10 protein-coding genes, 1 tRNA gene and 1 pseudogene are annotated in these 15,433 nt (G+C 62.7%); 6 read left to right on the forward strand and 6 right to left on the reverse strand.

Going from position 1 to position 15,433, the window contains the following annotated elements; translation table 11 throughout:
* Positions 1–71: 71 nt before the first annotated feature.
* The 4 genes from ACFXS9_RS07290 to ACFXS9_RS07305 form a co-directional block, all read right to left on the reverse strand.
* Positions 72–914, reverse strand: coding sequence for an AraC family transcriptional regulator (locus ACFXS9_RS07290; protein ID WP_392686691.1), 843 nt, complete (start codon positions 912–914; stop codon positions 72–74).
* A 31-nt stretch (positions 915–945) separates the two neighbouring features.
* Positions 946–2,673, reverse strand: a complete 1,728-nt coding sequence (locus tag ACFXS9_RS07295) for a thiamine pyrophosphate-binding protein (RefSeq protein WP_392687331.1) — start codon at positions 2,671–2,673, stop codon at positions 946–948.
* A gap of 61 nt (positions 2,674–2,734) precedes the next feature.
* Positions 2,735–4,159, reverse strand: coding sequence for a UbiD family decarboxylase (locus ACFXS9_RS07300; protein ID WP_392686694.1), 1,425 nt, complete (start codon positions 4,157–4,159; stop codon positions 2,735–2,737).
* Positions 4,160–4,192: 33 nt separating this feature from the next.
* The gene (locus ACFXS9_RS07305) at positions 4,193–4,807 is read right to left on the reverse strand and encodes a UbiX family flavin prenyltransferase (protein WP_392686697.1); all 615 of its coding nucleotides are present in this window, start codon (positions 4,805–4,807) and stop codon (positions 4,193–4,195) included.
* A 163-nt stretch (positions 4,808–4,970) separates the two neighbouring features.
* On the opposite strand from ACFXS9_RS07305, the gene ACFXS9_RS07310 reads away from it, so the two are divergent.
* The 3 genes from ACFXS9_RS07310 (at position 4,971) to ACFXS9_RS07320 (ending at position 8,539) form a co-directional block, all read left to right on the forward strand.
* Positions 4,971–5,942 carry a LysR family transcriptional regulator gene (locus tag ACFXS9_RS07310; RefSeq protein WP_392686700.1) on the forward strand — a complete coding sequence of 324 codons (972 nt, stop codon included), beginning with the start codon at positions 4,971–4,973 and terminating at the stop codon, positions 5,940–5,942.
* A gap of 108 nt (positions 5,943–6,050) precedes the next feature.
* On the forward strand, positions 6,051–7,292 hold the full coding sequence (locus tag ACFXS9_RS07315; protein WP_392686704.1) for an alpha-hydroxy acid oxidase: 1,242 nt from the start codon (positions 6,051–6,053) through the stop codon (positions 7,290–7,292).
* 80 nt (positions 7,293–7,372) lie between these two features.
* Positions 7,373–8,539, forward strand: a complete 1,167-nt coding sequence (locus ACFXS9_RS07320; protein WP_392686707.1) for a Bug family tripartite tricarboxylate transporter substrate binding protein — start codon at positions 7,373–7,375, stop codon at positions 8,537–8,539.
* Between the two features lie 572 nt (positions 8,540–9,111).
* Here the strand turns inward: ACFXS9_RS07320 and ACFXS9_RS07325 are convergent.
* Positions 9,112–9,186: transfer RNA gene (locus ACFXS9_RS07325), tRNA-Gln, on the reverse strand.
* 288 nt (positions 9,187–9,474) lie between these two features.
* Here ACFXS9_RS07325 and ACFXS9_RS07330 point away from each other — a divergent pair.
* Positions 9,475–11,255: pseudogene (locus tag ACFXS9_RS07330) on the forward strand (acyl-CoA dehydrogenase).
* 200 nt (positions 11,256–11,455) lie between these two features.
* Entirely contained in the window at positions 11,456–12,754 is a 1,299-nt protein-coding gene (locus ACFXS9_RS07335) for a hypothetical protein (protein WP_392686710.1), read from the forward strand.
* Between the two features lie 57 nt (positions 12,755–12,811).
* Here ACFXS9_RS07335 and ACFXS9_RS07340 read toward each other — a convergent pair whose 3' ends face one another.
* The gene (locus tag ACFXS9_RS07340; protein ID WP_392686713.1) at positions 12,812–13,786 is read right to left on the reverse strand and encodes a hypothetical protein; all 975 of its coding nucleotides are present in this window, start codon (positions 13,784–13,786) and stop codon (positions 12,812–12,814) included.
* A 902-nt stretch (positions 13,787–14,688) separates the two neighbouring features.
* Here ACFXS9_RS07340 and ACFXS9_RS07345 point away from each other — a divergent pair.
* Positions 14,689–14,904 carry a hypothetical protein gene (locus ACFXS9_RS07345; protein ID WP_057843360.1) on the forward strand — a complete coding sequence of 72 codons (216 nt, stop codon included), beginning with the start codon at positions 14,689–14,691 and terminating at the stop codon, positions 14,902–14,904.
* The last annotated feature ends 529 nt before the right edge of the window (positions 14,905–15,433 follow it).

Below are 15,433 nucleotides of genomic sequence, written 5' to 3' on the forward strand. Positions count from 1 at the left end.
CTCACCGGCCGGGCCATACCGCCTGCTCTCACGACTTACCAAATCGTCTCATTTGGACGGCGCGCGACCAGTCAACTGGCAAGGCGCGAGACGTTGCGGAACTCGCGCGGACTCACACCGGCGTGATCACGAAAGAAGCGCGTGAAATGCGCCGGCTCCGGAAAGCCGAAGCGTTCACTGAGTTCGCCAAAGGGCACATCCTGGTGCATCACCGCCTCGAGTGCCCGCTCCATTCGCATTACGTTGAGATAGATCTTGGGCGACACGCCGAGCGACGACTCGAACAGGCGGAAGAACTGCGCCCGCGACAGACCCGCGTCCCTTGCGAACTGATCGACGCTCGCGCGCGGATGCTCCCGGGTCCGCATCACTTCCGTAACGCGCCTGATCCGCCAGTCGCAGCTCTTCGCATTCATGCCGCGGATCGAATTCGGAAAATGGCGCCAGGCGGTGAAGCGCTCGATCACCGCGATCATCAGGTCCGAGAGCGCCTTCTCATGGACACGGATGCACTCTGGATGCTCCACCATCTCGGCGGCAAGCCGGAGCGTGAGCTGACGAATCCGCGGCGAGATTTCGCCCGAAGGCTGCTCGAAAAATCCGGGCGCGCCGCTGGCAGCCCAGCCCGGGCGAAACTCCCTGAGCCAATGCGGCTCGACATAGAGCGCGAGAATGAGAGTCCTCGGCCGCGCAGGATCATGCACATAGGCATGCGGCGTCCAGGCATCGACCAGGACAGCATTGGTATCGGTGAGTGGATAGGCTCTGTCGCCCACCAGGAATTGCGTATCGGCGCCTTCGACCTTCAGGAGGACGTGGCACTGCGGATGCGCATGACGCACCAGCGAGCGATCCATGTCCAGGAGCGCAACCCTACCGAAGGCGCCGTGAGCGATGCGCAGAGCTGTCGACATACTGGTCCCTCCCTTCACAAGCCGCTTCGTTTCATGGTGCAGATCGTACCGCGTGCCGCGACGCCAGCGCGCGCTGACGCAATTGGGTCAGCGTGGCAGAAGGTGTGATGGCTTCCGCCTCGATCTTCAGTTCGAGGAGGGCCGGCTTGCGCCGCTCGTCTGCAAAGGCCCTTGCCCGGGCAAAGGCCGCCGCAAAGCTTTCGGTTTCCAGGACCTGCTCGCCAAAGCCGCCGAAGGCGCGGGCCAGCGCGACAAAATCCGGATTCTCGAGCGCGGTCGCATGAACGCGCCCCGGATATTCCTTCTCCTGGTGCATGCGAATGGACCCATACATGCCGTTGTTGACGACAATGACAATGACGCCCAGTCCATATAGCGACGCCGTCGCGAGTTCGTTGCAACTCATCAGGAAGCAGCCATCGCCGGCAAAGCAGATTGCCGTGCGGTCGGGATGAACCAGCTTGGCCGCGATCGCCGCAGGCAGGCCATAGCCCATCGCGCCGGATGTCGGTGCAAGCTGCGTCCTGAAACCGCCATAGCGGTGGAACTTGTGCACCCAGATCGCGTAGTTGCCCGCCCCGTTCGAGATGACGGCATCGTCCGGCAGGGCTTCGCGCAAGTGAAGCATCACCGCGCCGAGATCGACCGGGCCCGGCATCGATCCGGGTATCTGGTCGGCGATGAAGTCCTCGCGCGCCGCTGCGAGCCATGCCTTCCGCCGCGCCTCCGTCCCCGCTTCGTATCGCTCCGAAGGCCGGAGCGCGGCGAGCGCCGCGGCCATCTCGGACATACCGGCGTTGATCGGCAGATCGGCCTGATAGATGCGTCCAAGCTCGTTCGGATCGGCATGTATGTGCACGAAGCGCTGAGCCGGGCGGGGAATTTCAAACAACGTGTAGCCCGAAGTCGTGGTCTCACCCAAGCGTCCGCCCAGGGCGATGATCAGGTCGGCGCCGCGAATGCGTTCGATCAATTTTGGGCTTGGGCCCAGGCCCGCGTGGCCGACATAATGCGAATGCCGGTTGTCGAGAATGTCCTGCCGCCGAAAGCCCGCGACAACCGGCAGGCTGAATGTCTCCACGAAGCCCTTGAGATCCGCGCAGGCTCGGGCATTCCATCCGCCGCCACCGACGATCACCAGCGGACGCTCGGCGCCGTCGATCATCTCGACCAAGCGCAATAGCTGATCGGGACCGGGATGGCCCGCAACCCGCACGTAAGGAGCAGCATTCGCCACCGCGGCTTGCTCCGTCAGCATGTCCTCAGGCAGCGAGACCACGACCGGCCCCGGGCGCCCGGACACCGCAACATGGAAGGCGCGGCTGACCAGCTCGGGAATGCGCTCGGCACGATCGATCTCGACGACCCATTTGGCCATGCCGCCGAACATCCGCCGGAAGTCGACCTCCTGCCAGGCTTCACGCCCCAGCATGCGGCGGGCGACCTGGCCGATGAACAGGATCATCGGCGTCGAATCCTGCGACGCCGTGTGAACGCCGATTGCGGCATGGCTTGCGCCCGGCCCTCGCGTGACAAAGCAGATTCCGGGACGCCCGGTCAGCTTTCCATACGCCTCGGCCATATGCGCCGCGCCCGCCTCGTGCCGGGTCACGATGGTGCAGATCGCCTCGCCCGCGCTGGCAAGCGCGTCGAGTGCGGCCAGGAAGCTTTCACCCGGCAGGCAGAATGCCGTATCCACGCCGTTAGTCTTCAGTGCGTCGACGAGGATCTCGCCGCCACTGCGCGTGCTTGAAGTCATCAACATCGACAGCTCTTCGGCTCAAGATACATGGCTGATCGAACAGGTTGGCGCTTGGCTCCTAGGGCGCATCTCGAACAAGGACACGCGAGAGCGCCGGAGCCGGATTCTTCTGCAAGGTATGAGCGAGATCGACCTGCTCCTCCCCCTTGACGTGAATACGCTTGAAATCGAGTTCCGGCGCGTCGACTGGCACGGTCGCGTCGAGACCCATCTTTGCGCTGATGCCGTCTCTTGTGGTCGGATCGAGCTTGGAGCCGAGCGCGCCGGAAACGATCAGCAGATCGCGATCGGCCTGGAAGCGCGTCGCTATCGCCCACTCGATTTCCTCGGAGTCATCGATATTGACGTCCTTGTCGACGACGACGACCTGCTTGATGTCATAGTGCGCGCCGAAGGCGCACATGATGATGTTCTTCGGCTCGCCGTCGGACGTCTTGTCGATCTTGACGGCAAGATGGTAGCGGCAGGTACCGCCGCGCGGCAGACGCACGTCGAGCACGTTCGGGAAACTGCGCCGCAAATGCTGCAGTAATGTCGCCTCGCGCGGCACGGCGCCCAGGATGAGGTGCTCATAGCCCCCACCGACAATCGTGTGGTAGATCGGCCGGGCACGGTGAGTGACGGCGTCCACCTCGATAACCTCGCGATTTGCGCGCGGCCCGTAGTACTGGGGAAATTCACCGAACGGCCCTTCCGGCTCACGCACGCGCGGGAGAATTCGCCCCTCGATCACGATCTCCGCCTGAGCTGGCACGCGGACGGAGTTGGTCTTGCACTTCACGACGTTGATAGGTTGCCCCAGCAGCGCGCCGGCTATCCCCATCTCGTCTTCATCGAGCGCAGCAATCGCCTGCGACGCCAGAAGGAGAGCCGGATGAACGCCGATGACGATCGCGATCTCGAGTGCCTCACCTGCCTCCTCGGCCATGCGGAAATAGGAAAGCGTATGCCTGGGCAGCAACAGAACGCCGATCCGGTTCGGACCGCTGATCTGGCAGCGATGGATCGATACGTTCTGAATGCCGTTGCGCGGATTGCGCGCGATCAGCAGACCTGCCGTGATATAGGGCCCGCTGTCGCGCTCGTTGTGCTTCGGGATTGGTAGCTGCCGGAGAAGGTCCACCTCGTTGTGGACGATTTCCTGGACCGGCCCGCTGCTCACTTCGCGGCTCGGCAGCGGCTCACGCGCCGCAGCGAGGAAGCGCGCCAGCAACTGTTCTGCGCCGACCCCGATGGATGCGGCGACCCAGTCGCGCGCCACGAAGAGATTGGCGATCACCGGAATGTCGTGTCCGCCGGGCTTTGGAAACAGCACCGCGCGGTCGCGCTCCAGCCGCTTCGAAACGGCAGCAAGTTCATCGGCAAGCTCCACGCCCTCGCGGGCGACAGCGAGCTTGCCTCGTTCGGCAAGGTGGGCGAGCCAGGCGCGCAAGTCCTTAGGCGCATCCGCAGCAGCAGGTCTGTCCGGGTTTTCGGTCCGCATGATGCGCTCCTTTCCGTGGTCTTCTGCAGGCGTTCAGGGCGCCATTTTTCGCAGCGAACGACGCTTCAGCGCCTCGTCCTCGCCCCATCGGCGCACCACGCCGATGTCGATATCGAACAGGTCGAGCACGCGCCCGACGGTGTGCTCGACCATGTCGTCCAGATTGTCGGGCTTGGCGTAGAACGCTGGCACTGGCGGCGCGATGATCGCCCCGATCTCGGAGAGCGCGGCCATCGTGCGCAGGTGCCCCGTATGCAGCGGCGTCTCGCGCACCATCAACACGAGCCGGCGCCTCTCCTTGAGGACCACGTCGGCAGCCCGCGTCAGCAGGGTGGTCGTGACGCCGGACGCAATTTCCGACATTGACCGCATTGAACAGGGCGCGATGACCATGCCCGCCGTGCGGAAGGAGCCGCTGGAGATCGAGGCGGCCATATCGTCGATGGCATGGTTGAAATTGGCGAGCGCCCTCACCTCCGAGATCTTCAGGTCGGTCTCGTAGGCAAAGGTCTGCTCGGCCGTCTTCGACATCACAAGATGCGTCTCGACGCCGGCATTGCGGAGCAATTGCAGCAAGCGCACGCCATAGACGACGCCGGAGGCTCCGGAAATGCCGATAATCAGCCGTGAGGGCGTCCGATCCTGCATGACGGTTCCCTGTGTCGCGGCGCAACAGACGCTCGAGCGTCTTGCGCCATTTGAAGGGACAGTAGAGGGAAGTCAGGATCAGAACAAATAATGATTGATGATCAACTCCATCATCTGAAATGATGGCCGTGCAGGGGTTCGTCAGGACAGGGAGGGAACGGCGATGGAATTCAGGCAGATGCAATACTTCCTTTGCCTGGCGGAAGAGCGGAACGTGACCCGCGCGGCCCGCCAGCTCAACATCGTGCAGCCGGCACTCAGCATGCAGATCGCCAAGCTTGAGGCCGAGCTCGGCCAAAAGCTGTTCGAACGAAGCAACAGCGGCATGACGCTGACGATCGCCGGCGAAGCGTTCTCCCGGCTCGTCTCGCCGATCGTGCGCGATGTCGAGTATGCCAAGCAGGAAATGGCGCGGCTCAACGGCCGGATCTCGGGGCGGGTTTCAGTCGGGCTGATCACGTCGGTGGCGCAAAGCACGATGGCGAGTTCGTCTGCAACCGTCGCGCAACTCTATCCGGAGATCACGCTCTCGGCCTGCGAGGGCTACACCGAAACGCTGACCGACTGGGTGAATTCCGGGCAACTCGACTTTGCGCTGATCAACGTGCCGCGCCGGCGCGTTTCGCTCGCCGCGCACCATGTGATGGACGAGGAAATGGTATTCGCCTGCCGAAAGGATGCACCGATCAAGCCGCCGACGAACCTGCGCTTCGAGCATCTGGCCGAGTTTGATCTGGTCATGCCATCGAAACGGCACGGCCTGCGCATGATCCTGGAGGAGCACGCCGCCACAGCCGGCATCGAATTGAAGCCCAGACTGGAGCTCGACACCTTGCCCGCGGTTTGCGATGTGATCGCCACCACGAACCTCGTGACCGTGCTGCCCACAATTGCGCTTCAACAGTCGCTGTCCGACGGCCGGGTGCGAGCGCACCGGTTTGCAGAACCGCGTATCACCCGATCGATCGCCTGGGTTCATCATCCGCGCCGAATGGTGTCCGCCACCGCCAGAGCCGTGCTGGATATCATTCGCCGCGACCTGCTCGAGGCAGCGACCTCGGCAAGCAACTACGTGCAGCCGACTGCCGGCGACGTCCCGAGGCGCAGCGCGGTCCGGCGCGCAAGGTCCCGATAGAGGCATCGCCCGGTAATCATCCGAAATTATCGCGGCTATCATCCCTAATTATTTGCCGTGATGACCCGATGCATCCTATGGGAAGAAACGCAACAAGGACGCTTTCTCATGACGGGCGATCTTCGCCGCTCCTCGCCGCGCGCGCACGCCTGGGGTGCAGGTAGCGGAACGACTCCCGAGGCTCGCCTGCGGCAGCGCTTGCCCACGCTGGACGACATCGAGCGCTGCGCGCGCCGGCGCATCCCGCGTTTTGCCTTCGACTTTCTTGAGGGCGGCACCGGAAGCGATCTGAACACGAGGCGCAATCGACTGGCCCTCGACGCGGTGGAATTGGTCCCCCGCTACGGCAATCCCGGTCCCGTCTGCACGGAGGTTGAGCTGTTCGGCGTCCATTGCGCCGCGCCGCTCGGCATTTCTCCGGTGGGGGTCGACGGCATCGTCTGGCCCGGCGCTACGCGGATTCTCGCGCGCGCGGCCGGCAAGGCACGCATTCCCTATATTGCCGGCACGCTCGCCACCGCAGCGATCGAAGAGGTTGTCGAGCTTGCAGGTCCCTATGCCTGGTTTCAGCTCTATGGATTGCCCGCGGACGACCACGCCGTTACCTTCGATCTGATCAAGCGGGCGGCTGCCGCCGGCGTGCGGGTGCTCGCCGCGACACTGGATGCGCCGGTGCGCTCCAAGCGGCCGCGTGATCTGCGCAACGGCCTGGTCGTACCGTTTCGTCCCACGCCCAGAACCATCCTGGACGTAGCTCTATCGCCGCCGTGGCTGCTTGCACTGGCCAAAGCAGGCACGCCGGCCTTCCGCAACATGGAGCGCTATGTCGAAAAACCGGCGACGCTGGCGAACACGGCAGGCTTTGTGCAGAGCCAGATCAAGGGCACGTTTTCGTGGGATTTCGCAAAGCGAATGCGGGACGCCTGGCCGGGCGCGCTCGTCGTGAAAGGTGTCATGCATCCCGACGACGCCGAACAGGCAATTGCGGCAGGAGTCGATGGCATCATGGTCTCCAATCATGGAGGCCGGCAGCTCGATGCTGCGCCTGCTGCGATCGATGTTCTGCCCGCCATCGTAGCCAAAGTGGGAGCGAGGACCACCGTCCTGTTCGATAGCGGCATCCGCTCGGGCCTCGACGTCGCCCGTGCCCTCGCGCTGGGCGCCCGCGGCACATTTGCAGGCCGCGCTTTCCTTCTCGGCCTTGGCGCGCTCGGCGAGCACGGCGCAGCCTATGTAGCTGGGCTGCTGAAGGAAGAACTGGAAACCGCAATGGGACAACTGGGCGCGCATTCACTCGACGCGCTAACACAACTGACATGTCGCCACCGGGGCGCTTTCGATTTTACTTAAGCGCGGCCGACGAAAATAGCTGGCGTTCTAGATCGAGCCCATCCCCCGCAGAAATCGCATCGACAGCATGCGAAGTTTTTTTGAGACGCTTTGGTAAGTCCCGAGACTCGACGGAATCGAGGTGCGTCGGTTGCGTGTCCAGAATTGGACCTCAAGGGCGCCCAAGTGCGCCGCGAGGAAACGTTCGGGTACAGGTCGCACGAGCCCCATGGACAAGAGTGTCCGGGGGGCCACGGTCCGCCGGCCCCCACCCTTTGAGGACGCCAATGCTATTCCGCTCCACTGCCATTGCACTCTGCACGTTGTCCGCTCTCGTCATGCACGGCGCGTCGGCAACCGCAGAGAATTATCCGTCGCGTCCGATAACATTGGTGGTGCCTTTTCCGGCCGGAGGCGCAAGTGACGCCATCACCCGTATCCTCGCCGACAAACTGGGAGAGGCTCTTCGCGGCACGATTGTGGTCGAAAACAAGGGAGGCGCCGGCGGCAATATCGGCACGAACAACGTGGCAAGGTCCGCTCCGGACGGGTACACCCTGCTGCTGAGCTCTTCGGGCCCGCTCGCCGTCAACAAGACGCTGACGACGGATCTTCCCTATGATCCAGAGACCGCTTTCGAACCGATCTCGCTGATCTCGACCATGCCCAATGTTCTGGTCGTCAATCCGGCCAAGGTTCCGGTATCCAATGTGCAGGAATTCATCGATTTTGCGAAAGCGAGCCGAGAGCAGATCTCATATTCGTCCATCGGCAATGGAAGCTCGCAACATCTTGCCGGCGTGCTGTTCGAGCGCCGGACCGGAACGCGTTTGCTTCATGTTCCCTACCGCGGGGCCGGCCAACTAACCGTCGATCTTGTGTCGGGCGACGTGCCGGCCAGCTTTCAGCTCATACCCAACATTGCGAGCCAACTGCAGGCCGGTCAGATAAAGCCGCTGGCGGTCACCAGCAAGCAACGCAGCAAGGCACTTCCGAACGTCCCCACCATGGCGGAAGCGGGTATTTCGGATCTGGAATCCTCTGCTTGGTTCGGCCTGCTCGTTCCGAAAGGAACGCCAAAACCGATTGTGGATCGGCTTCACGCCGAGGTGGTCAAGATCATGTCGGATCCGGCGGTGCAGAAACGGATGATCGATATCGGAGCCGATCCGATCTACACAAGCCAGGCTGAGTTCAAAGCTCTGATCTCGTCGGAAGTTGTCAAATGGCGCAATCTCATCAAGGAAGCCGGCATCTCAAGCAACTGACGACAATTCGGCAACGATAACTGCAAGTTTGCGGTTCATCGGCGCAGGCTTCAGCTTAGACAATGCATGTGACCAGGTTCGGCTGGCTGATCGCTACCGACGTCACGGTTCGTGCCATCCCGACCTGGGACTCGTCCGGAGCCTCTCGTTCATTCCGCGAACGCCACCGATGATGCGGCCTGCACCTTGGGCGCTACCATCGCGCGCACGAAATCGCAGAAAATCGTAGTTTGGCGTGGGACAATCGTGGCCCGTGGTAGCGGGGGAGCGCTACCAATCCAGCTGCAAGGATTCTTTGTTCTCAAGCTCAACCGGCGGCGCGCGGCTAAGCGCAAGTTGGGTCCGAGGTTTGCCATCCCAGGCAATTGAGGTCTGCTCTTCGGCGGCAAGTGTGTCTCTCCTGCCCCGACCATTTGTCTGCACCTACTCGACCTCAGTGGCCCGTCCCATTTCTGAAGGACTGCTCGCATTGGTCGTTGAGCCGTACTTTCGTTCTCATCCATCAACGGGCAGCGGAATCGCGCCGTTCAGAATGCAGCCCCGAAAGGGCGATTTAGGTAAGCAATATCAACTGGCTGGGGCGGGAGGGATCGAACCTCCGAATGGCGGAATCAAAATCCGCTGCCTTACCGCTTGGCTACGCCCCAAAAGGCCGGGCCGGGACGCGGGGACCGACGCGATCCGTGTCCGGCACCGCCGGTCTATAGAGGGAGCCCCGCCATTTCAACAGGCAGCGGGGGCGAATTTCACCCCAAAATCAGCTCCCTCGGTCTGACCCTTTATAAAGGGTCGCTATAAAGGGTCGCTGCTTCCGGTCTCCCGGGCCGGTTTTTCGCGCCCGGGCGGGACCGATACCGCCCACCGGAGAGTTGAGAGAACCCCGGTTTCGTGGGAAGACGGCGGCAGCTCACTACCCAAAAAGCGAGATTATCGTCATGACCTACCGCGCGCCGATCTCCGACATCCTGCTCGCGCTCAACCACGGCGCCGGCCTGCAGGCGGCCGTGAAGGCCGGCCATTACGGCGATTTCGACGCCGAGATCACCGCCGCCGTGCTGGAGGAAGCCGGCAAATTCGCCGGCGACGTGCTGGCGCCGCTGAACCGGGTGGGCGACGAACACGGCATCAAGCTTGCGGACAACAAGGTGACGACCGCGCCGGGCTGGCCGGACGCCTACCAGCGCTGGGCCGCCGCCGGGTGGAACGCGGTATCGGGTCCGGAAGCGTTTGGCGGCCAGGGCCTGCCGCTCGCCATCAACGCCGCCTGCACCGAAATCTGGAGCGCCTCGAACATCGCTTTCGGCCTCTGCCCGCTGCTCACGCTCTCGGCGATCGAGGCGCTCGACGCCCATGGCAGCGAGGAACTGAAAAAGATCTATCTGCAGAAACTCGTCTCCGGCGAATGGACCGGCACCATGCAGCTCACCGAGCCGCAGGCCGGCTCCGACGTCGGCGCACTGCGCACCCGTGCCGAACGCGCCGGCGGCGGCACCTACCGCATCAAGGGCAGCAAAATCTTCATCACCTATGGCGACCACGACATGACCGACAACATCGTGCATTTCGTGCTGGCGCGCCTGCCCGATGCGCCCGCGGGCACCAAGGGATTTCGCTGTTTCTGATTCCGAAATTCCTCGTCAACGCCGACGGCTCGCTCGGGGCGCGCAACGACATCTATCCGTCCGGCGTCGAGCACAAGCTCGGCATGCACGCCTCCCCCACCTGCACCATGACGATGGGCGATCATGGCGGCGCGATAGGTTACCTGATCGGCGAGGAAAACAAGGGCATGCTATGCATGTTCACGATGATGAACCAAGCCCGCCTCGGCGTCGGCCTCGAAGGCGTCGGCATTGCCGACCGCGCCTATCAGCAGGCGCTGGCCTTTGCACAGGAGCGCAAACAGGGCCGCGCGATCGGCAAGAAGGGCGACGGGCTCGATCCGATCATCGTGCATCCCGACGTCAAGCGCATGCTGTTGCAGATGCGTAGCATGACGGCGGCGGCGCGCTCGATCTGTTATGCCACGGCGGTGGCGCTCGATATCGCCACCCGCGCCAAGGACCCGAAGGTGCGCGCCGATGCGGCCGCGCGCGGCGCGCTGCTGACGCCGATCGCAAAAGCATTCTCCACCGATATCGGCAACGAGGTGACGTATCTCGGCGTGCAGATTCATGGCGGCATGGGCTTCATCGAGGAAACCGGCGCCGCGCAGCATTATCGCGACGCGCGCATCACCTCGATCTACGAGGGCACCAACGGCATCCAGTCGATCGATCTCGTGACGCGCAAACTCGCGGCAAATGGCGGCGCATCGGTGTGGGCGCTGCTCGACGAACTTGGCGGCATCGTCCAGCAGGTCGAAACCTCGAACGATCCCGCCTTCGGCACGACCGGCGCGAAACTGCGCGAGGCGCTCGGCTCGCTCGAGCGCGCCAGCAAGTGGCTCCTGGAGCGCGTGGCGTCTGCGCCGAACGACGCGCTCGCCGGCGCCACGCCTTATCTGCGCCTGTTCGGCTCGACGCTTGGCGGCTGCATGCTGGCCGGCGAAGCGCTGGCCGCGAAGAGCCATGGCGATGCCGGCGATCCGCAGCGCTACGTGACGGTCGCGCGGTTCTTTGCGGAAAATATTACCGTGCAGGCGGGCTCGCTGGAGAAGACGGTGACCGACAGTGCCGATGCGGTGAACGGCGCGGATGCGGCATTGCTGGGGTAAGCCCTTGTCGGTATCGCACACAAGTCCCAAAAATACACAACAAGTTCCATTGTGCCGCTCGTTGTTTTGAGGCAACACCCTAGAAAAAACAGATAATCCCGTAGTCTTCGGCCGTTGCGGATTCATTTCGCAATCCGAAGAATGAACCCTGTCGCGTGCTTGTGTAATCAGGCTCATGCGGAGCCTTGGGAGGCCGGATCATGGACCCCTGGCGATTGGCGACGACGGCGCAGCGCCGCATCAACATTGTCGCGGGCTCGGCTCTAGCGAGCTGGGTTCTCATTTGTTTCGCTGGCTTCGATTCGGCTTCCACCGAACGCGTCAGCGCTTCTGTCACCAGCGCTTCCACCAAGAATGCCGCTGCTTCCATCGAGAACGCCGACGCGCCTTCAGTCGTGGAACGTCAAGAGCCATCTCTCACCGCAACCGCCGCGCCCACGCACACGCCGCCTGTGATCGCCCTGGCAAGCGCCGCCATCGATGCCATCGATGTGCCGATCCCTACCGCATCCGTGATCGGGAAAGCGCCTGACACAACGAAAGCTCCCGATACGTCGAAAGCTCCTGACACGACCGCGGGCTCGGATGAGCCGAAACCTGTTGTCGTGGCCACGCTGACCGATCCGGCGGAGATACTGCCGCCGGAAGTTTCTTCCGCCGAGATTGCAACGACGATGACGCCCGATTCTGCACCCGACAAAGCCGTGCCGGCAGTGCGCACCATCGAGATCAACGAGGAATGTCTGGTCGCGGAGCCCTGCATCGATCGCTATTTGTGGGCTCTCTACGAGCGCGCGCCCAAGATCGACGCCATCAAGGTGCATGAGCGGAGGAAAGTGACGGTCAAGAGGAAGGGCAAGACGGTGACTGTCACCAAGACCTTTACCAGGCGTGTCGACGACGATTTTACGTGGAAGGACCCGAAGGCCGCGGAAAGAGCCGGCATGACCATGATGGACTACGTGATCGGCGGCATGGACAAGAGCTTCAAGCTAAAGCTCTTTCATATGCTCCACGCGGCGGAGCAGGCCGGGCACTCGCCCGGCATCACCAGCGCGTTTCGCGATGACTACCGTCAATCAATCGCCAGCGGCCTGAAGGCGGCAAGCGATCGGTCCTACCATGGCGGGAGTTTGCGTGGCGGCTACGGCCGCGGACTCGCGGCTGACGTGGTGAGCGTCAACGGCGCAAGCCGGGCGCAGCGATGGGTCTCCACGGACAAGTTCTGGAAATGGATCGATGAGCACGGCAAGGAATTTGGAATCGGACGGCCCTACCTCGACAGGGATCCGCCGCACGTCGGGCCGATCGACGGCAAGGAATATGCCTCCCGCCGCGGCGGAACGAAGACGCAAGACGTGCAAGCGAGCGCAAAGAAGCGCGTCCGTGTGGCCGCACGGCCCGATCACAAGCGGCACGATCACAAGGCAGCAAAACAGGCGAAAACCGTAGCAAAACAGGCGAAAACCGCGAAATTGTCGAAAGGCAGGACCATGTAACCGGTCCAACGAACGCGCTTACCGCCGGTGACGGGTTCGGCGACCTCTCTAACTTAGCTAGCGTCGCGAACTGGCCGCCGCGACCGTCAAGGCGATCGCTGCGGGATCGCAGCAGAGCACCATCAACAATATCAGCCAGCGAACCGCGGCTTCCGGTGCGGCACCGACCATCATCGCGAGATACTGGATCGGTCCGGCGGATGCCTCGATGCGCGAACGTTCGCCGGCCAGCGCCGCGCGTTGCGCCTGCAGTCCAACCAGCGTTGCGGTGGCCGTCTGGCGCTGCGTATCCAGCCCGTCCCGTGTCGCGCGCTCCTGTGTTGCGATGTTGATGGCCCGCGTCACCCGGCCGCGCCGTGTCGATTCATCCACGGCACGGTCGATTTGCGCGATGCGGTTGGTCAAATCGGCAACGACAGCCGATTGCGCCGAGACGCGCGCGTCCAGCGCTTCGATGCGCTCGGTGACGCCGGAGCGCGCCGTGGCAGCGACGCTGACATGCGCCTCGACCAGTTTGCCGAACACGCCGGCGGCGTTGATCAGCGCAAGCCCGGCAACGAGCGCGACCATGACGAAACGCATTTTCCAGTTGGTCCGGCGCCAATGCGTCGCCAGCCATCCGGCGATCACCAGCTTGCCGGCCTCCATCGTGGCGGCGAGCACCATCACGGCAACCGGATCACCGGGAAATATTTCGGCCATGCCCGCGACTGAAAAATAGGCCGCAACCGTTGCCAGCGCGAAAGCTGCGACGAGGGCGATGGTGCGGCTGGTGGCTGTCGACGTGGCCGGAACGGCCTCCGCCACGATGGGCGCGACGGAAACCGTCAGCGGCTCGAACGGCGCGTTGGGCGCCTCCGGCTCGCCACCGAGCTCGGTTGCCTTGACGTCTGCTGTCTTGTCTTCGGCTGACTTGTCTTCGGCTATCTTGTCTTCGGTTATCTTGGCCTTGGCGGCCTTGGCCTTGGTACTCTTGCTGGCCTTGGCGCGACCGGAAGCGGAAGAGGAGCGGCCGCGCTTCGCTGCCGGCAAGGGCGCCTCGTCAGATGGTTTGACGCTCATCTCTTCCGCAGGTGTCGCCACTAATCTGGGCGTGCGACTTGAGGCACTAGCCAGGCTCTCAAGCTGATGCCTGATGCGCGCAGCATCACCCTCCCCCGTCAGCTCTGCCGCGGAGATCGCGTGCGTGGTCGGGCGGCCTGTCATGCAGCCCCCGCCTCGCAAGTATGAAAGCCAGTCTCGCTCCGGTGAACAGCCGGCCTACACAACCGTCCGTCTCGACAGCATACCCGGAGCTTCCGTCAACGGCCGCAAACGCGGCAACAACCGGACCCGATTGACGACCGTCAACGACGTGTTCGGCTTGCGTCTCAATCGCAAACTTCGACATCGAAAACTCCTACGCGAACTGTTGATGCGATTATACCCGCACCAGCAGACAGTCGCTCCTTAACGATGCGTCTTCCGAAATTTAGGACGCTGGTTGTTGCACGAATGTCTCATCCTGCTCCCGGAAGGGAACGCTCTGCAAACTGAGCGCGAAACCAACACGGCGCAATGTCCGGATTGAGTCAGAAGTGCGCTTCGAAGCGGAAATCTGCCGATCATCTGAATTCATCGCGAGTCCGCCCGATGCAATACAGAACTGTTGCCGCTTAACGACAGTTATCGCCATTCCGGCGGGGCGGCCGTAGTTCTACGCTTTGCGAATCGTCCGCCTTGCCACTCTACTGTCAACGCAATCTGTATTCCCTGAGCGTTCTATTTTCCGTGCCGCGCCAGAAAAGGCGTTTGGGCTGAAGTGCGTATTTTTACGGCCCGATTTCCCCGACGGGGCGCCCCGAAGACCACGGTGTGAACCGTGGCTGGCATGAACCCTGCATAGGTTGAACGAAATAAGCCAAACGAACTGATATCCAGCAACGAAGGTCGCCATGCTCGTTACTCTCGTCGCCGTTCTCTGCAACAGCCAACTCTGTCTCGAAAAAATCGTCACCACCAGTGACCAGTCCGGCATCACCATGAGCGCCTGCGCGGTCAACGCGCAGATTGGAATCGCCGATTGGCTCGCCAAGGGGCCGTATCGCGAATGGCGATTGCAACGTTACAAGTGCGTGCTCGGAAAATACGTTCCGAAGAACGAAGCCTGAGGCGCCACAGACTACCTCACGCTGGCGCGGTTCTTTGCCTGATATAACGAACTTGCTTGCGTCAACGTTCGGAGACATGACCTCGCCTTCTCGCGGCGCGATGCGCCCGAGGTTTGCATGAACCTTTTCCCTCAAGACAGAGGGAGCAGGGAATGCCGGGTGCTTGCTGCACCCGCGGTCTCGTGTGCAAGAGATGGAGTAAGATGCGCACACGAGCATACAGGTACAGCCGGAGCACTCCGGCATTCCCTGCGCAATGGTTTGACGGCTTATGCCGAGCTCTCCCTGGAGACGAATTCCTCTTGCCTCCATCACTGCCGGCTTGATGGCGAGATCGATCCGGTTGGATCAAATTCGCCACCGGCAGCTTGGCACCAGCCACGGGTGTCAGGACCACACGGTTTTGCCGTACGCTTCAGCGCCGTACGTCTTGCGCGCCGTGTTCGCTCACGGATAACCGCCCTGCGAACACCTTCTCGCGCCCGACGCTGCTGCGTCCACCACATCCCACCCCGCGTCCGTGACGATC

The sequence above is a fragment of the Bradyrhizobium sp. RDI18 genome, from assembly GCF_043203335.1.
Classification (GTDB): Bacteria; Pseudomonadota; Alphaproteobacteria; order Rhizobiales; family Xanthobacteraceae; genus Bradyrhizobium; species Bradyrhizobium retamae.